Here is an 18,589-nt window from a genome sequence, read left to right as displayed (position 1 = left end):
TTTTTATAGCGATTTTTCAAACACTCCAATCCTAAGCGACTCGATTGAGCACCGAACGCAGCTTAAGCGGCTTAACTGGCTTAGCAATAAAGCTGAACCCATTTGCTTTGATGCCATCAAGCATATCATCGGTACGATCTGCACTGATGATGACGCCTTCAAAGCTGTGGCCTAATCTCAGGCGGCATTGCTGTAGCACTTCTAAACCAGTACGACCATCATCAAGTCGGTAATCGGAGAAAATTACATCCGGAATCCAACCATCCTCAAGCGCTTGTAGACTTTCAACTAAATCAATCGCAACTCGTGTATCGCAGCCCCATCGGGAAAGTAAGTTTTCCATGCCGACTAGAATGTCAGGCTCATTATCGACACATAGGATTCTCAGATGACCAAGTTCAGATTGCTTACTCATTGCCACGTGAACTGGATGAGGCTGAACATGATCAGCTTTATCTAGGGTGATGGAAAAAACACTGCCTTTTCCAACCCAAGAGCGCATCGAAATTTCATGCCCAAGTACCTGAGCAATTCCTTTCGAAATCGCCAAACCAAGTCCGAGACCTTGGTCGGAACGAACTTGAGTTCCGCGATTAAACTCTTCAAAAATCTCTTGCTGCTTCTCTTCTTCAATCCCCACTCCATTATCCCATACATCAATACGCACTCGCCCTTTCACGCGGCGAACACCGAGTGCGACTTTGCCATTCGGGTTATAACGAAACGCATTGGTCAGGAAGTTTTGCACCACACGGCGCAGCAGTTTGGGATCCGACTTAACCATGAGTGAGGACGGAATCATGGTGAACTCTATACCTTGCGGTTTGGCTAACGCACTAAACTCAGCATTCAAATTCGATAACACATCATTTAACGCAAAGCCATGCACGTTGACTTCCAACTTGCCCGATTCCAAACGCGAGATATCCAGCAAATCTCCAATTAAGTCTTCGGCAGCCTCTAAAGCACTTTCAATGTGTGCTGACAGCTTTTTGGCTTCGCTGTCTTTGGCGACTTCCGATAGTGAAGAAGCGAATAGACGCGCCGCGTTGAGCGGTTGCATCAAGTCATGGCTTACTGCCGCCAAGAACCGTGATTTGGATTTCGATTCCAAATCCGAGCGCTGCGTCGCTTCCACCAGCTGCTTGTTAAGTTGTTCTAATTCTCGAGTCCGCAGACGTACCCTTTCTTCCAATGTCTCGTTGGCGTCTTTCAGTGCTTGCTCTGCATCACGGAATACGGTGATGTCGGTAAAGCTCATCACAAAGCCACCACCTGGCATTGGGTTACCTTGCACCTCTATCACGCGACCATCGGGACGAACCCGAGAAGAGGTGTGCCGAGTCCCTTGCTCAAGGTGATAAACACGGCGACGAACGTGGTCATCAGGGTCACCAGGGCCACACAACCCCTGCTCTGCATTGTGCCGAATCACATCCGCAATCGGTCGACCTACTTGAATCAGGCCTGGCGGAAATTCAAAGAGTTCTAAATAGCGTTGGTTCCACGCTACCAAGCGTAGTTGCTTATCGACGACCGCAATACCTTGTCCAATATGCTCAATCGCGCCTTGGAGTAAACCCCGACTAAAATCGTACAGTTCAGAGGCTTCATCGACGATAGTCGCCACCTCTTCAAGCTGCATGTTTCTTCCTTGCAGAGCGGAAGTAAGTACTAACTTAGCAGAAGATGCACCAAATACCCCTGCTAGCACACGCTCCGTATGCCGAATCAGAGAAGATGGCGCTTGCTGATTCGGCATTAACTCTTCTCGTTGCTGGCTCCAGTAGGCTTGAAACGCCGCTTTAACTCGCGTTCGTCCGACAAATCTGGACGCTAGCATTTCCAGTTCCGCAACCGTAACGCGGCTCTGGTACAGGCTCATATTTTCGCTTTCAGGCAGCGGTGTACCAACGAATGATGCCGATTGTAAGCGCTCACTTAGGCTTGGTCGGGTAGCCATAGAAACCACAACAAAACACACTGCATTAGCGACCACACTGAGGATCATCCCCCAATCTGAAATCGCGATATCAAAACTAGCCAATACCTCTGGTGGCGTAATCAACCAGATCAGGAAGTTATTACTGGCGTCTCCGGCAAGCATGTCTGTTTGGCTCATTAACGTAATCAACCAGGTAGCAAAACCCACCGCGAGGCCAACATACACACCTTTCTTATTCCCTTGACGCCAATACATACCGCCAACCAGCGCAGGAGCAAATTGCGTGATAGCCGCGAACGAGAGAAAGCCGATAGCAGAAAGTGAATGAATGGTGTCCAACGCTTGATAGAAACACCACGCGCCAATCAACAAAACTAAAATCAAACCACGGCGGATCCGCAGTAATAATTCAGAAAAATGGTGGTGGTTACGCTGCGTCAGTCGCATGCGACGCAATAGCAATGGCATAACCAAGTCATTCGAGACCATGATCGCTAAGGCAATCGTCGATACGATAACCATGCCGCTTGCCGCTGAAGTACCGCCTAGAAACGCAAGCAAGGCGATTTCACTCGCCCCGACCGACATCGGCACACTGATGACATAAGTATCAGGCGAAGCGCCACTCAAGAGGCCTTGCCCTACCCACGCAATAGGTAAAACAAAAATCCCCATTAAGATCAGATAAATGGGGAACAACCAACGAGCCACGTGCAAATCTTGAGCACGTTCATTTTCCACCACCATCGTATGGAATTGTCGCGGAAGGCAAACGATCGCCAGCATGGTCAGTACAGTATGAATCAATATAGTCGGGATATTTGGTGACTGATACGTCTGCGCGGCAACATCAAGTAAGCTCAAACTCTCGGTGTTCATCGCCAACCAAACAATGAAGACACCGACCACTAAAAAAGCCAGCAGTTTGATAATGGATTCGAAGGCAATTGCCATCATCATCCCACGATGGTGTTCCGTGTTATCAATGTGGCGGGTACCGAATAGCATCGTAAAAATCGCCAATGCGACCACAACAAACCACGACACGCTATCGTTTTGATAACCAAAATCAGTAGCCAGCTCCGGAGCAATAATTTCAAGCCCCATAGTGATACCACGCAGCTGTAAAGCGATGTACGGCAAAATTCCCGCAACCGCTATGAGCGTAACAACCACGGCCAAACCTTGGGATTTACCGTAGCGTGCTCCGATAAAGTCAGCAATCGACGTGATGTGTTCCCGTTTAGCAATCAAAATAAGCCGAGCTAAAACGCGCCATCCGATGGTAAACACTAAAATGGGAGCAATATAGATGGGCAAGAAAGACCAAGGATTACTGCTGGCCTGCCCGACCGTGCCGTAGAAGGTCCATGATGTACAGTACACCGCAATGGAAAGGCTATAAATCCAAGGCCGCCAGCGTGCTAGCCACCTTTTCTGAATGTCGCCGTACCACGCGATGATAAATAAAGCTCCCAAATACGCTAAAGAAACGGGAACCACCAGCCATCCTTGCATCCGATATCCTTTCTTGCCTTTCTTGCCTTTCTTGCCTTTCTTGCTACTTTTAAAGCAAGAGAATAAAAAAACCTCTCCATGAGGGAGAGGTTTCATTTAACACTGCTTTGATAACGGAGACAAAGCTTAGTTTTTAACCTTTGTTACATAAGTCTAATTCTGTGTTTCAAGTGGCTTGTCTGATACATCAACCACCTGATGTGGGTCTTGCGAATCAAGCTTGATGAACAGAGCCAATAACCCCATCGCGGCCATGCCCCAGAACACAAGCGGTCCCCAGTGCTCATAACCCCAGCCACTCAATACGGTCATTAACGCGATAAATGCGCCCAACGGAATCGCGTTATACAACGCTTGCAACGCTACGATCTTATTTTCTTCGGAGTTTTGGATATATTGGATCGCGGCAATGTGTGCGGTAGCGAAAGTCACACCATGCAATAGTTGAACAATCACCAAAGCAATAATTGATGTTGTCGACGCCGTAATACCCCAACGCATCATTACACCAACGGCAGCAGCAATAAACAGCGCGCGTATTGACCAACCTACGAATAAACGCTTACTCAGTGCAAACACTGCCACTTCTGCGGCCACCCCCAAGCTCCATAAGTAGCCAATGACATCTTCCGAGTGACCAGCGGCCTTCCAGTGAATCGCACTAAAGCCGTAGTAAGCCGCATGACTGCCCTGAATTAGTGACACCAACACTAAGAATTTTAGTATCGGCTTGTCGGTCAAAAGAGCGGTCAGCTTTGGACGTTCTGCGCTTTGCCCACCGTGCGTTACAGGCATTGGGTTAGTCGGTCGCATAGCAAACAGCAACGAGATAAACACGCCGAACATCGCAGTGTACAAGATCATATCGGAGCCAAATTCAGCCACCAGGTAGCCCACTACCGTCGAGCCTGCGATAAAGGCGATCGAACCCCATAGCCGCGTGCGGCCATAATCGAGCATTTTCAGGCGAGCGTAGTAATTTGCCATCGCGTCCGACAACGGAATAATCGGTCCACAACAAAGATTGAACAACACTGTCGCTAGTGCCATTAACCAAAAGCTACCACCCGTAAAAAAGTGAAATCCAACAAAAAGGAGGGCAGCGAAACTCAACCAACGTAAAGCAGGCATAAGATGTTCGACTTTGTGTACTCGTGGGGTGATCACGATATTGGCAACACAACGTGTCGCAAGGCCTAACCCGACCAGCAAACCGATATCTGTCGAAGATACGCCCTGATCCTTAAACCAAAGTGACCAAAATGGCAGATACACGCCATACGCAAAGAAGAATCCGAGAAAGTACTGGGAAATCCAGCCATACGGAGAAGGTTTCAACATTACTAATATCCTAAAACGGGAACACCAACGTTCGAGCCGGGAATTATGGATCGCCATGCGTATTATAAAAAGGGAAGAATAAGAAACTTATCGTTTCCTCGATGGAATACTAACTTTGCGACATTTGGCATCTTCAAACGAAAACATCGTAATTTAGACCAAAGTCGTCTGGCTTCCGGTAAGAAATTTGTCAGACTTAGAGAGTGTTCCTTCCATCATTATTGGGTGTTCTCATGCCTGACAAATTTAACATGCAATCTCCACCGTTCGATCGCTTAACTGAAGCACAACAAACGCGACTGCGATCGTCTCTGGACGTCGCCTACTATCGAGCTCGAGATGTTATTTTATCCTGCGGACAGAAGAACCCCCACTTACATATTCTGATCAAAGGCGCGGTAGAAGAGCGCTCCAACGATCAACAGGAAGTGTTCGCACATTATGCCAACGACGATATGTTCGATGTACGCTCGTTACTTGAAGACAAGGTACGTCATCACTACATCGCGCTTGAGGACACGCTCTCTTACCTACTGCCGAAAGAAATTTTCCTTGCCCTTTACAACGAAAATGGCCAGTTTGCAGCCTATTTCGATAACAATTTATCGAAACGGCAAGAGCTCATCGAAGCGGCCCATCAACAGCAAAACTTAGCGGAGTTTATTCTCACTAAAGTTGACCGCAGCATTTATCACCCACCGATGATCCTCGAACCAAATACACCAATTAACGAGGTAACACGTTCCTTAAAAGAAAATGGGATTGACGCTGCATTGGTTCAACTCCATGGCGATGATCCACGATTGGAAAAATGGCCATCAGCCCACCCGTACGCAATAGTGACTCGTACTAATATGCTGCATTCTGTGATGTTGGATGGTTGCGCGCTCGACACACCAGTGGGTGAGATCGCGAGCTTTCCTGTTTATCACGTTGATGATGGTGACTTTCTATTCAACGCCATGATCACAATGACCAGAAACAGAATGAAACGCCTCATGGTATGTGAAGGCAACAGAGCCGTCGGCATGCTGGATATGACCCAAATTCTTAGCGCGTTCTCAACCCACTCTCACGTGTTAACGCTCAGTATTGCTCGAGCAAGCAGCGTGGAAGAGCTCGCTTTGGCCTCAAACCGCCAACGTCAATTGGTCGAGAGCTTATTGAAAAACGGCATCCGCACTCGCTTCATCATGGAGCTGATCTCAGCCGTAAACGAGCAAATTATCGAGAAAGCGTTCGAGTTAGTAATACCACCAGCCTTGCACGACCATTGTTGCTTGATCGTACTCGGCTCTGAAGGCCGAGGAGAGCAAATTCTCAAAACCGATCAAGACAATGCCCTGATTATTCAAGATGGTCTGGAATGGCCTCATTGCGAACAAGTGATGCAATCCTTCACACACACCCTACAACAGCTCGGTTATCCACTTTGCCCTGGTAAAGTGATGGTTAACAACCCGAAATGGGTCAAAACACAGCAAGAATGGATAAGCACCCTAAACCACTGGATAGCTAAAGCCGAACCACAACAAATCATGGACTTAGCCATTTTCAGTGACGCCCATGCTGTTGCTGGGAATTGCGAGCTGCTGGCTCCAATTGCGGTGCATCTTCGTGACACAATGAAAGATCGCATGTTGATATTGTCTGACTTTACTCGCCCTGCCTTGCAGTTTTCGGTGCCCCTAACTCTATTTGGCAACGTAAAAAGTGCTAAAGACGGATTGGACATTAAACGCGGCGGTATTTTCCCAATTGTACACGGCATTCGCACCTTGTCTTTGGAATATGCCATTGAGGAGAAGAACACGTTTGAGCGCATTGAAGCTCTGAGAAATAAGCGCATCTTAGAACCCGAAACAGCAGATAATCTCAACGAAGCACTAAAATTGTTCTTTAAACTTCGCCTTAACCAGCAACTCAAAAAGCAAGAAGCGTTGAATAACATTGATATTAAACAACTGGATAGAACTGAGCGTGATTTGCTTCGCCACAGCTTACATGTGGTGAAGAAATTTAAGCAATTTTTAGGCTTCCATTATCAAATTCGTGATTAACCCTGATTTTCATAAATCACAGAGGCGTAGGCAATGAACTGGTTACAACGCAAATACTGGCACTACAAACTGAAAGGTTCGCCTTATCAGTCGCTGTTTTGCACGCCAGATAAAACAGAATACGTCTCTCTTGACTGCGAAACCACCAGCCTTGACCCAAATCGCGCCGAGCTGGTGACTATTGCAGCCACCAAGATCATCGACAACCGCATCATCACCAGTCAACCATTTGAAGTCCGCTTACGCGCGCCGCAATCGCTCGACTCAGGCTCGGTCAAGATCCATCGAATTCGCCACCAAGACTTAGTCGATGGCATCAGTGAAAAAGAGGCGCTGCTCGAGCTGCTCGACTTTATCGGCAACCGACCACTTGTGGGCTATCACATTCGTTACGATAAAAAGATCTTAGACCTTGCTTGTCTGCGGCAACTTGGCTTCCCACTTCCTAACCCACTGATCGAAGTCAGTCAGATTTACCACGATAAGTTGGAACGACATTTGCCGAATGCCTATTTCGACTTAAGTCTGGATGCCATTTGTAAACACCTCGAACTTCCTATCCAAGACAAACACGACGCCTTGCAAGACGCGATTTCTGCCGCTTTGGTCTTTGTCCGCTTAACGAAAGGCGATTTACCCAACCTAACCGCGCCGTATACATAAAAATCAGTTGACCTAGCTCCCAGAAATGCTTTTGTTTCAGCGATTTCCCGGCGCTTCCATCACTCTCATCCTAAAGTCTAATTGTGGAAATACGCGCGGTGACTGACAGTTATAAGCACAACGTCGTCATTACCACGACCAAGTTATTTAGAACCAAAAAACAGCCCTACAAAAATATATTCAAAATCTTATCTAGATTGGTGTAAGGCCGAGAAATAAGGCACAAGGAGAGAAGCCATGAGCGAAGCCCACGTTTATCCGGTAAAAGAAAATATTAAAACTCATACACACGCGGATAATGATACTTACTTAGCCATGTATCAGCAGTCGGTAACCGATCCAGAGGGCTTCTGGAACGAACACGGCAAAATCGTTGATTGGATCAAACCTTTCACCAAAGTAAAAAGCACTTCTTTCGACACTGGCCATGTTGATATTCGCTGGTTTGAAGATGGCACACTGAACGTCTCGGCTAACTGTATTGACCGTCATCTCGCAGAACACGGGGACGACGTCGCCATCATTTGGGAAGGCGATGATCCAGCCGACGACAAAACACTCACTTTCAACGAACTGCACAAAGAAGTGTGTAAATTCTCCAACGCATTGAAAGAGCAAGGCGTACGCAAGGGCGACGTGGTGTGTCTATACATGCCAATGGTGCCAGAAGCTGCAGTGGCTATGCTCGCTTGTACCCGTATTGGTGCGGTTCACACCGTAGTATTTGGCGGTTTCTCACCAGAAGCGCTATCCGGCCGTATCATCGACTCTGACGCTAAAGTCGTGATCACCGCAGACGAAGGCGTACGTGGCGGACGCGCTGTTCCACTGAAAAAGAACGTGGATGAAGCACTAACCAACCCAGACGTAAAAACCATCAATAAAGTCGTCGTGCTTAAACGTACAGGTGGTGATGTTGAATGGCATGAACACCGTGATGTTTGGTGGCACGAAGCAACAGCCAACGTTTCTGACGTTTGCCCACCAGAAGAGATGAAAGCCGAAGACCCGCTGTTCATCCTCTACACATCTGGCTCGACAGGTAAACCTAAAGGCGTACTACATACTACAGGCGGTTACCTCGTCTACGCGGCAATGACCTTTAAATATGTCTTCGATTATCAACCAGGTGAAACCTTCTGGTGTACCGCGGATGTGGGCTGGATTACAGGCCATACTTACCTAATTTATGGTCCACTAGCGAACGGGGCCAAAACCATTCTGTTTGAAGGTGTTCCAAACTACCCAAGCACGGCTCGTATGAGTGAAGTGGTTGATAAGCACCAAGTGAACATTCTCTACACTGCGCCAACCGCTATTCGTGCACTAATGGCAAAAGGTAACGAAGCGGTAGCAGGGACATCTCGTTCAAGCTTACGTGTGATGGGTTCAGTAGGTGAGCCTATCAACCCTGAAGCGTGGGAGTGGTACTACAAAACGATTGGTAACGAGAGCTCGCCTATCGTTGATACTTGGTGGCAAACAGAGACCGGCGGTATCTTAATTGCACCACTACCAGGCGCAACAGACTTAAAACCAGGCTCAGCAACTCGACCATTCTTCGGAGTCCAACCTGCACTGGTTGATAACATGGGCAACATCATTGAAGAAACCGCAGCAGAAGGTAACTTGGTGATCCTTGATTCATGGCCAGGTCAGATGCGTACTGTTTATGGCGACCACGAGCGCTTTGAACAGACCTACTTCTCAACCTTCAAGGGAATGTACTTTACTAGTGATGGAGCTCGTCGTGACGAAGACGGTTACTACTGGATCACGGGCCGTGTTGATGACGTACTAAACGTGTCGGGTCACCGCATGGGTACCGCTGAAATAGAATCGGCTCTTGTCGCACATCATAAAATTGCTGAGGCCGCTATTGTGGGCATTCCGCATGATATCAAAGGCCAAGCTATCTACGCTTACATTACCTTGAACGATGGTGAATTCCCGTCAGCAGAGCTACACAAAGAAGTGAAAGATTGGGTGCGTAAAGAAATTGGTCCAATTGCAACACCAGATGTACTGCACTGGACGGATTCCTTACCGAAGACTCGTTCTGGTAAGATCATGCGTCGAATCCTGCGTAAAATTGCAACGGGTGATACTAGCAACCTCGGAGACACATCAACGCTTGCCGATCCGAGCGTTGTAGATAAACTTATCGCAGAGAAAGCAGAATTGGCATAAATTCAACCAACTGTTTTAAAAGCACTTTAAAAACCGCCATCACTCATGGCGGTTTTTTGCTTTAGTGCACAAATTGGCCACACAAAAAATATGGCAATTATGTTGTTTTTGTTAACTTGGTTACAGAAACGAGAGTGGCTATTAGGAGATTAGACCAGTAAATTGCTGCTAATTGCTATGAATTAGCTATAATCTTGGTCGATTTTTTAAAATTTGCTCGGTTTTAACAAAAAAATCGTGCTGAACTATCGTATATTTGGGAATATAAACGTTCCACTCACGATAAGGGAAGATAGCAACACAATGTCTGCAAAGTCACGGATTCTTGTTCTAAACGGACCAAATCTTAATCTATTGGGTCTGCGCGAACCGACACACTATGGTCACAGTACCTTAGCTCAAGTTGTGGATACTCTTACAGAGCAAGCCCATAATGCTGGGGTAGAACTGGAACACCTACAATCAAATCGTGAGTACGAACTGATTGAAGCCATTCACGCTGCCTATGGCAAGATTGACTTCATCATCATCAATCCAGCGGCTTTCACTCATACTAGTGTGGCGCTGCGAGATGCATTACTTGGCGTCGCCATCCCATTTATTGAGGTGCACTTATCAAATGTGCACGCACGTGAACCATTCCGTCATCACTCTTACCTGTCAGATAAAGCAGAGGGTGTGATTTGCGGTTTAGGCGCACAAGGTTATGAATTTGCTCTGTCTGCAGCGATCAATAAGCTACAGGCAAAGTAACCCTAACACTCTGCAACCCTACGAGGGTTGTCTTAATCACAAGATAAAAGAGAAAGAAAAGATGGATATTCGTAAAATCAAGAAGCTAATTGAGTTAGTTGAAGAGTCTGGCATTGCTGAGCTAGAGATCTCTGAAGGTGAAGAGTCAGTGCGCATCAGCCGTCATGGCACTGCAGCCCCTCAAGCACCAATTCACTACGCAGCAGCTCCAGCGGCGGCACCTGCTCCAGTAGCAGCGGCACCAGTAGCGGAAGCGCCAGCAGCAGAAGCTCCAGCAGCAACACCTGCAGGTCACCAAGTTCTTTCTCCAATGGTTGGTACTTTCTACCGCTCTCCAAGCCCAGACTCTAAAGCATTCGTAGAAGTGGGTCAGAAAGTAAATGCTGGCGATACTCTATGTATTGTTGAAGCAATGAAAATGATGAACCAAATCGAAGCGGACAAATCTGGCGTTGTTACAGCAATCCTAGCTGAAGACGGCCAACCAGTTGAATTCGACCAACCTCTTGTTGTAATCGAATAAGCGGGGCTTGCCTTATGCTAGACAAAGTAGTCATCGCGAACCGAGGTGAAATTGCACTTCGTATTCTTCGCGCTTGTAAAGAATTAGGTATTAAGACCGTCGCTGTTCACTCGACAGCTGACCGCGATCTTAAGCACGTACTACTCGCAGACGAAACCGTATGTATCGGCCCTGCTCGTGGTATCGACAGCTACCTAAACATTCCACGCATCATTTCTGCAGCTGAAGTGACTGGCGCTGTGGCTATCCACCCAGGTTACGGCTTCCTGTCTGAGAACGCAGACTTCGCAGAGCAAGTTGAGCGCAGTGGTTTCATCTTCGTTGGTCCAAAGGCAGACACTATCCGCCTAATGGGCGATAAAGTATCTGCTATCAATGCAATGAAGAAAGCAGGCGTTCCTTGTGTACCGGGTTCTGACGGCCCTCTAGACAATGACGAAGAGAAAAACAAAGCATTTGCTAAGCGCATTGGTTACCCAGTAATCATCAAAGCATCTGGCGGCGGCGGCGGTCGTGGTATGCGTGTTGTTCGCGCAGAGAAAGACCTTATCCAAGCCATTGCAATGACACGTGCTGAAGCAAAAGCGGCGTTCAACAATGACATGGTTTACATGGAGAAATTCCTAGAAAACCCTCGTCACGTTGAAGTTCAGGTTATTGCTGACGGTCAAGGCGGCGCAATCCACCTTGGTGAGCGTGACTGTTCAATGCAACGTCGTCACCAAAAAGTAGTGGAAGAAGCTCCAGCACCTGGTATCACCGAAGAAATGCGTAAGTACATCGGTGAACGCTGTACTCGTGCATGTATCGAGATCGGTTACCGCGGCGCAGGTACGTTTGAATTCCTATACGAGAACGGTGAGTTCTACTTCATCGAAATGAACACTCGTATTCAGGTAGAGCACCCAGTAACAGAGATGGTTACTGGCATCGACCTAATCAAAGAACAGCTTCGCGTTGCAGCGGGTCAGCCTCTGTCATTCACTCAAGATGATATTAAGATCCGTGGTCATGCGATTGAGTGTCGTATCAACGCAGAAGACCCTGAGCGCTTCCTACCATCTCCGGGTAAGATCGAGCGTTTCCACGCTCCTGGCGGTATGGGTGTACGTTGGGAATCTCATATCTACACAGGCTACACAGTTCCACCTCATTACGATTCAATGATTGGTAAACTGATCACTTACGGTGAGAACCGTGATGTAGCGATTGCACGTATGAAAAACGCACTGGGTGAGATGATCATCGAAGGCATCAAAACTAACGTGCCACTGCAGTTCTCCATTATGAATGACGAAAACTTCCAACACGGTGGTGCAAACATCCACTACCTAGAGAAGAAGCTTGGCTTACAATAAGCCTAAGCAAACGTCTTAAAAAATGCCCACTCCCGTGGGCATTTTTGTTTTATATGTACGCGAACGGCTCAACATATAAGTCGGCTTATTTGGGTATATACTCAAACAAATCGTAGAGTTCTGGTAAACTCTGCGCCACTTCATTCACTTTAAGAGCAAAAACCAATGCCTTGGATTCAAATCAAACTCAACGCGACCAATGAAAACGCTGAGCAAATCGGCGATATGCTAATGGAAGAGACTGGCGCGCTGTCTGTTACATTCTTAGACGCGCAGGATACACCTGTATTCGAACCTCTACCTGGCGAAACTCGCTTATGGGGCGATACTGATATTCTGGCACTGTATGATGCAGAAGCAGACACTAACTTCATCATCGACCAAGTTAAAGCGAGCAACATGCTGGCTGACAATTTTGCTTACAAAGTAGAACAGCTTGAAGATAAAGACTGGGAACGCGAATGGATGGAAAACTTCCACCCAATGAAATTTGGTGAACGCCTATGGATTTGTCCAAGCTGGCGCGACATTCCAGATCCTGACGCTGTTAATGTTATGTTGGATCCAGGCCTTGCATTCGGTACGGGTACTCACCCTACAACAGCACTTTGTCTTGAGTGGCTAGAAAGCATGGACTTAAGCGGTAAGACCGTTATCGACTTCGGTTGTGGCTCAGGTATTCTTGCGATCGCAGCGATCAAACTGGGCGCTGAAAAAGTGATAGGGATCGACATTGATCCTCAAGCCCTGCTTGCTTCAAAAGACAATGCTGAGCGTAATGGCGTTGCAGACAAACTAGAAGTTTACTTACCGCAAAATCAACCTGAAGGTCTCGTCGCTGACGTCGTTGTGGCCAACATCCTTGCAGGACCTTTACGTGAACTTGCACCTATCATCAAAGGACTAGTTAAGCCAAATGGCGACCTCGCTATGTCCGGCGTATTAGACACTCAAGCTGAAGATGTTGCGAACTATTACCGTGACGAGCTTCACATTGACCCAATTGTTGAGCAAAGTGAATGGTGTCGCATCTCTGGTCGTAAGCAAGGCTAGACAAGGTTTTCAGAGCTAATTGTTTGAAATTTATACAATTTACAAAAACAATTTGTAAATGCTCAAATATTAGTCTTTTCACGCAGTGAAAAAATGCGTAAAATGCGCGCCCTTGCTGGTACAGAACTGTGATGACGTTTTGAAAATCGGAAACTATCAACTTAAGAACAATCTAATCGTAGCCCCTATGGCTGGTGTAACGGATAGACCGTTTCGCGAGTTGTGTCTTCGCTATGGTGCGGGAATGGCCGTCAGTGAAATGATGTCTGCTAACCCAAAACTATGGGGAACGTCAAAGTCGAAACAGCGCATGGTACACGAGGGCGAATCGGGCATTCGCTCTGTACAGATTGCGGGTTCCGATCCACAGCTTATGGCGGACGCAGCTCAATTCAGTGTTGAGAACGGTGCACAAATCATCGACATCAACATGGGCTGCCCGGCAAAAAAAGTGAATAAGAAGCTAGCGGGCTCTGCTCTGCTTCAATACCCAAACATTATCGAAGAGATTTTGAAAGCGGTCGTGAATGCAGTGGACGTTCCTGTAACGTTAAAGACTCGAACTGGCTGGGATACAGACAACAAGAACTGTGTCCAGATCGCTAAATTAGCCGAAAACTGCGGCATACAAGCTCTTGCTCTGCATGGCAGAACGAAAGCATGTATGTACAAAGGTGAGGCCGAATATGACAGCATTAAAGCGGTAAAAGAGGCGATTTCAATTCCGGTTATCGCGAACGGTGATATCGATAGCCCGGAGAAAGCCAAATTTGTACTGGAGTACACCGGTGCAGACGCTTTAATGATTGGACGCCCTGCCCAGGGTCGTCCTTGGATTTTCCAGGAAATCCATCACTATTTGGAAAACGGCACCACAATGGAGGAACTTCCAACTGAGGAAGTGAAAACCATTATGCTTGGTCATGTAAATGCTCTGCATGAGTTTTATGGGGAGTTCTTAGGTCCACGTATCGCGCGCAAGCACGTTGGGTGGTACCTGAAAGAGCATGAACAGGCAAGTGAGTTTCGCCGTACCTTCAACGCTATCGACGCAGCTCCGCTGCAAATTGAGGCGTTAGAAGGTTATTTTGATAACGTTGCATCATAATTAAGAGAAGAGCTAGACCGAATATGTTCGAACAAAATCTGACTTCAGAAGCATTAACAGTAACTACAGTAACGTCACAAGACCAGATTACTCAGAAGCCTTTACGTGACTCTGTTAAAGCGTCTCTTAAAAACTACCTTGCTCAACTAAACGGCCAGGAAGTAACAGAACTATACGAATTAGTTCTAGCTGAAGTTGAACAGCCACTACTAGATACTATCATGCAGTACACTCGCGGTAACCAAACTCGCGCAGCAACTATGATGGGTATCAACCGCGGTACTCTTCGCAAGAAACTTAAGAAATACGGCATGAACTAAGACCGTTTTTCAAAAAGTATTTGGAACAAGCCGTTACCTTTTTAGGTAACGGCTTTTCTTTATCTACTAAAACACTACGAATAACGCTCACTTTGTTCAGTATTACCAACTGGCTTTAAGATAACTACTGCTGAGCCAAACAATAGCAAAGCCACGAAAGCGACCCATTCATTGCCTATAGAATACGCGAAGCCCGCCAAGGCAGACCAAATCGCGACACCAAAGTGCATCATACTCATTCCAAAAGACATTAACACACCTCGATATTCATCAGATAAGCTTGCGATATGTGCTTGTAATGCCGGAGAACCAACCCCTCCAGCGAGAGACCAGAGCACTAGAGCTGGAAGATAAGCGGTCACCGTACTCATCTCATTTGAGAACACCCATGCACTGCAAGGTATGCACACCATTAAGGCCACTCGCATAACGGCTCGAGAGCTACCAAGCCAGCGATAAGCTCTCGCCACGCACATATTTCCAACCACACTCACGATCCCTAGAGCTGCATAAATAGCGCCCACCCAACCGAGCGCCAAATCGCTGGTATCTCGAATATGAAGGCCTATCAGGTTAAATACACCAATACCTCCCCCTAGGCCTAAACACATCGCTAGAATCGCTCTCAACGCGCCTGGAAGATGAATGACGTCTGCGATAGGTGGCAGAGTATCTGACTTCTTGGACTCATTATGCTTGTTGTTCATGAACACTACGATCATGGCACTGACAAGAAGAGCCGCAACGCCCAAAATAATAAAAGCGGCACGCCATGATAAAAGCTGGGTCAACAATGCTCCGATCGCCGGGCTGGTTATCATACCTAGCGTTAATCCCGCCTGAACCATCACAATTTGACGCATCGCTCTATTACCCTTCGCGTCTCCCGCTAACGCGAATGCAATTGGCAACATGCCTGCACTTGCAATACCAGTGATCACTCGAGTTGCAATAGCAAGTTCAAAATCATGAACTATGCCCGTCGTAATAGACGCAACCCCAAATACAAAGCAAGCAGGCACCATGATTCGAATACGCCCAACTCGGTCTGATAAACGGCCCAAGTAAGGAGCGAAAATTGCTATGGCTAAACTATATGCCGTAATAAATAAGGTCACCTGACTCGGTTGAACACTTAAATCATTTCCGATAGGTTCAAGAATAGATCCAAGCATCAACTCATCAGCACCAACAAGAAAAGCAACGAGAAATAGGATCATGGACTGCATCATAGCTCCACCTCCTGTTCTGTTTTCGATTCAGCACAAGTGAGCAACGAAATATCTAAAACTCTATCAGGCCAAGATTGCAAAAATGCCTTCTCATGAGATACCACAATCACGCTACCGGAAAAGCGCTGGAGAGCCTCTTTAAGCGCATTTTTGCTGCTGCTATCCAAATGTGTTGTTGGTTCGTCCAACAGCAAAACATTGCATTTCTGAACCGATAAACAACACAGTTTCACCCGAGTTTGCTCACCACCGCTCAATGTATCTAAGTGGCGCTGCGTCTTATCCCCCGTGATCCCAAAGCGAGCTAATAGCTTGCGTGACTCTTTGCTTGAGATTGTTGGCGCACAAGAGCACAGCTCCTGTTCAGGCGTGTTCTGAGGATGGCGCCAAGACAAATCTTGAGAAAAATAACCAATCATTGCACCTTTTGCCAATACCACCTCACCAGAGAGTGGCTCGATCTCCCCCATCAGGGTTTTAAGTAAGGTCGACTTACCTACGCCGTTAAAGCCAGCAACAACCAACTTTTCCCCGCGCGCTAACGTGATATCAAATACTGGAAGCAGAGGCTGCTGATAACCGATCATCAACGCTTTTGCGTCAATCACATTCGGTTGCCCAATGGGCTGGTAAGCAAAGTCAAACATCGATACTTTCTCTACATTATTCAGTTGAATACGTTCGATTTTATCCAGTTTTTTCTTACGCCCTTTAGCAAGACTCGCGTTAACTCCAGCGCCATTTTTGGCAATAAATTGCTCTAACTTTCGAATTTCATTTTGCTGAGCCTTATATTGCTTTTCTAACAAAGCACCGTCGTGATGCTTTTGCTGCATTGCTTTGACATAAGTGCCGCTGTATTTTCGGACCGTTTGATAATCAATATCACAAATACTGGTCGCTACTTGATTAAGGAAGTCAATGTCATGAGAAACCAGTAAAACAGTGCCAGTGTAATCATTGAGAAACGCGACTAGCCATTCAATGTGCGGAGCATCAAGATAGTTTGTCGGCTCATCAAGAATTAACACATCGGGGTTGCGAAGTAACAACCTGCCTAAAAGGACTTTGTGTCTTTGACCGCCACTTAGCGAGACAAGCGGTGTATCTAAGCCAAATTGATAAATACCAAGACCTACAGCAACTCGTTCAATTTTGGTATTAATTGCATAGAAGTCTTCATCTTCTAAATATGCCTGTAGCCGAGCGACTTGGCTTAAAAGAGATGTAGAGTGAGACTCGGTCATCGCATGATACAAAGTCCAAAGCTTTTGCTCTGCAGCGTATAAACTCTCAAAAGAGCCCTTTAAATACTCATGAACTGTCAGCACATTATCGATCTTAAAATGTTGTTCTAAATACCCCACCTCAAGGTTTGGTAACCATTCAATGCAGCCCTTATCTGCAGATAATTCACCGAAAAGCAGTTTCAATAAGGTGCTTTTTCCAACACCATTCGCTCCGGTGATACCTATTTTCTCTCCCACGTTAATACGAAAGGTCACGTTGTTGTATAACGTCTTATCAGCTATCTGATAAGACAAATTTTTAACTTGTAAAATACTCATGTTTTCAACCAAATAAAAAAGGGCCGGTGATCAATACCGGCCCTTATTTCAATACTGGGTAATGCTTTGTAGCTGCTTAACAGATACAAAAAGGCCGATGATGAAATATCACCGGCCATCTCTTCTCTTTTATCAGGTGTACAAGCTCCTGCGTATAACTTCAGCGAAGCTACCCACACATAAAACACCTGATGAAGATTAATTTAAGACTCCGAGCAACACTTCATCGCGTTTTTTGCATGGAGTTCAGCCTTCTTACAAAGCTTTTAAACAAGAGATATAACATGATTTACTGTTGAAAAAATATTCGATGTGAAGCGTACACCTTTAGAATAAAAAGTACCAGATAATTATTAAAACTATCGTGACTTACACGAAGGTCCACAGAAAGAAGACTTTTCCTCAGTCAATGTACCAGGTGAACTGCTTACTCAGCAAACACAGCTATGAAAGCACCTATACCGCTCACGTTATACGTACGTAGTGGTGGCTTTGAAGGTTGGAGAGGGTTAGAGGGAAGAAGTAGCGAATATACTTTAAGACACTGGCTTAAATAGGTCGACAAAACAAAATCCATGTTTGGAAAGTTTTAAATGCGCTGAGTTTATATTAATAAGCGCCTATGGCTAAATCAAAACATCTAAAGCAGAGAAATCTCCCCCGAAAATAACATAACCTATTGAATAAATTTTCCAGGTAATAATAAAGGAAGCTTTGGTAAGTTAAGCACAGGGGCTCAAAACTAGCGCTCGAGACTGCAGGAACCACACAAAACTGCGTTCCACTTCACTCATGACAGGGCTTAGAAAGCATAACCAGAGGGAAGCCTACCTCTCGATGCAAGGTTTCAATATGAAAGTGGGTTTAAGGTAAGTCGGTTAACCAAAACGAAAAAAGCCTCAGTCTTTCGACTGAGGCTTAATATAAGTGGCGGAGTGGACGGGACTCGAACCCGCG

General features: G+C 46.4%; 13 protein-coding genes. 9 read left to right on the top strand and 4 right to left on the bottom strand.

Going from position 1 to position 18,589, the window contains the following annotated elements:
- Positions 1-31 precede the first annotated feature (31 nt).
- Positions 32-3,463 carry a PAS-domain containing protein gene (locus tag R7Q48_RS21170; RefSeq protein WP_318132434.1) on the bottom strand — a complete coding sequence of 1,144 codons (3,432 nt, stop codon included), beginning with the start codon at positions 3,461-3,463 and terminating at the stop codon, positions 32-34.
- Between the two features lie 153 nt (positions 3,464-3,616).
- Entirely contained in the window at positions 3,617-4,804 is a 1,188-nt protein-coding gene (locus tag R7Q48_RS21165) for a 3-phenylpropionate MFS transporter (protein ID WP_054575308.1), read from the bottom strand.
- Positions 4,805-5,037: 233 nt separating this feature from the next.
- On the opposite strand from R7Q48_RS21165, the gene R7Q48_RS21160 reads away from it, so the two are divergent.
- The 9 genes from R7Q48_RS21160 to fis all read left to right on the top strand — a co-directional run bounded on the left by R7Q48_RS21160 (position 5,038) and on the right by fis (position 14,832).
- On the top strand, positions 5,038-6,864 hold the full coding sequence (locus R7Q48_RS21160; protein WP_256903337.1) for a DUF294 nucleotidyltransferase-like domain-containing protein: 1,827 nt from the start codon (positions 5,038-5,040) through the stop codon (positions 6,862-6,864).
- A 33-nt stretch (positions 6,865-6,897) separates the two neighbouring features.
- A complete protein-coding gene (locus R7Q48_RS21155; protein WP_005382363.1) occupies positions 6,898-7,527 on the top strand; it encodes a 3'-5' exonuclease in 630 nt (209 codons plus the stop codon).
- Between the two features lie 237 nt (positions 7,528-7,764).
- Positions 7,765-9,717: an acetate--CoA ligase gene (gene acs / locus R7Q48_RS21150; RefSeq protein ID WP_005386359.1), complete on the top strand. Its 1,953-nt coding sequence runs from the start codon at positions 7,765-7,767 to the stop codon at positions 9,715-9,717.
- 303 nt (positions 9,718-10,020) lie between these two features.
- Entirely contained in the window at positions 10,021-10,470 is a 450-nt protein-coding gene (aroQ, locus tag R7Q48_RS21145) for a type II 3-dehydroquinate dehydratase (protein WP_005382360.1), read from the top strand.
- Positions 10,471-10,531: 61 nt separating this feature from the next.
- Positions 10,532-10,993 (top strand): acetyl-CoA carboxylase biotin carboxyl carrier protein, encoded by a 462-nt coding sequence (gene accB / locus R7Q48_RS21140; protein ID WP_005386355.1) that lies wholly within the window; start codon positions 10,532-10,534, stop codon positions 10,991-10,993.
- Between the two features lie 14 nt (positions 10,994-11,007).
- The gene (gene accC / locus R7Q48_RS21135; RefSeq protein WP_005382509.1) at positions 11,008-12,351 is read left to right on the top strand and encodes an acetyl-CoA carboxylase biotin carboxylase subunit; all 1,344 of its coding nucleotides are present in this window, start codon (positions 11,008-11,010) and stop codon (positions 12,349-12,351) included.
- A 165-nt stretch (positions 12,352-12,516) separates the two neighbouring features.
- Entirely contained in the window at positions 12,517-13,404 is an 888-nt protein-coding gene (gene prmA / locus R7Q48_RS21130; protein ID WP_047010245.1) for a 50S ribosomal protein L11 methyltransferase, read from the top strand.
- Between the two features lie 139 nt (positions 13,405-13,543).
- On the top strand, positions 13,544-14,512 hold the full coding sequence (gene dusB / locus R7Q48_RS21125) for a tRNA dihydrouridine synthase DusB (protein ID WP_005382505.1): 969 nt from the start codon (positions 13,544-13,546) through the stop codon (positions 14,510-14,512).
- Between the two features lie 23 nt (positions 14,513-14,535).
- Positions 14,536-14,832, top strand: coding sequence for a DNA-binding transcriptional regulator Fis (gene fis / locus R7Q48_RS21120; RefSeq protein ID WP_000462885.1), 297 nt, complete (start codon positions 14,536-14,538; stop codon positions 14,830-14,832).
- 74 nt (positions 14,833-14,906) lie between these two features.
- Here fis and R7Q48_RS21115 read toward each other — a convergent pair whose 3' ends face one another.
- Together R7Q48_RS21115 and R7Q48_RS21110 are read right to left on the bottom strand one after the other, a co-directional pair.
- Positions 14,907-16,064 (bottom strand): MFS transporter, encoded by a 1,158-nt coding sequence (locus R7Q48_RS21115; RefSeq protein WP_206958409.1) that lies wholly within the window; start codon positions 16,062-16,064, stop codon positions 14,907-14,909.
- Entirely contained in the window at positions 16,061-17,632 is a 1,572-nt protein-coding gene (locus R7Q48_RS21110; RefSeq protein WP_206958411.1) for an ABC-F family ATP-binding cassette domain-containing protein, read from the bottom strand. The genes R7Q48_RS21115 and R7Q48_RS21110 overlap by 4 nt, the downstream gene beginning before the upstream one ends.
- Between the last annotated feature and the right edge of the window lie 957 nt (positions 17,633-18,589).

The sequence above is a fragment of the Vibrio sp. 378 genome (genome assembly GCF_033339435.1).
Note: the sequence above shows the minus strand (reverse complement) of the source record. Positions and strands in the feature narration are given on the sequence as shown.

What these genes read in the sequence shown, in the direction of transcription:
- R7Q48_RS21170 (WP_318132434.1), bottom strand. Translation starts at nt 3,463, where the DNA reads ATGCAAGGATGGCTGGTGGTTCCCGTTTCTTTAGCGTATTTGGGAGCT.
- R7Q48_RS21165 (WP_054575308.1), bottom strand. Translation starts at nt 4,804, where the DNA reads ATGTTGAAACCTTCTCCGTATGGCTGGATTTCCCAGTACTTTCTCGGA.
- R7Q48_RS21160 (WP_256903337.1), top strand. Translation starts at nt 5,038, where the DNA reads ATGCCTGACAAATTTAACATGCAATCTCCACCGTTCGATCGCTTAACT.
- R7Q48_RS21155 (WP_005382363.1), top strand. Translation starts at nt 6,898, where the DNA reads ATGAACTGGTTACAACGCAAATACTGGCACTACAAACTGAAAGGTTCG.
- acs (WP_005386359.1), top strand. Translation starts at nt 7,765, where the DNA reads ATGAGCGAAGCCCACGTTTATCCGGTAAAAGAAAATATTAAAACTCAT.
- aroQ (WP_005382360.1), top strand. Translation starts at nt 10,021, where the DNA reads ATGTCTGCAAAGTCACGGATTCTTGTTCTAAACGGACCAAATCTTAAT.
- accB (WP_005386355.1), top strand. Translation starts at nt 10,532, where the DNA reads ATGGATATTCGTAAAATCAAGAAGCTAATTGAGTTAGTTGAAGAGTCT.
- accC (WP_005382509.1), top strand. Translation starts at nt 11,008, where the DNA reads ATGCTAGACAAAGTAGTCATCGCGAACCGAGGTGAAATTGCACTTCGT.
- prmA (WP_047010245.1), top strand. Translation starts at nt 12,517, where the DNA reads ATGCCTTGGATTCAAATCAAACTCAACGCGACCAATGAAAACGCTGAG.
- fis (WP_000462885.1), top strand. Translation starts at nt 14,536, where the DNA reads ATGTTCGAACAAAATCTGACTTCAGAAGCATTAACAGTAACTACAGTA.
- R7Q48_RS21115 (WP_206958409.1), bottom strand. Translation starts at nt 16,064, where the DNA reads ATGATGCAGTCCATGATCCTATTTCTCGTTGCTTTTCTTGTTGGTGCT.
- R7Q48_RS21110 (WP_206958411.1), bottom strand. Translation starts at nt 17,632, where the DNA reads ATGAGTATTTTACAAGTTAAAAATTTGTCTTATCAGATAGCTGATAAG.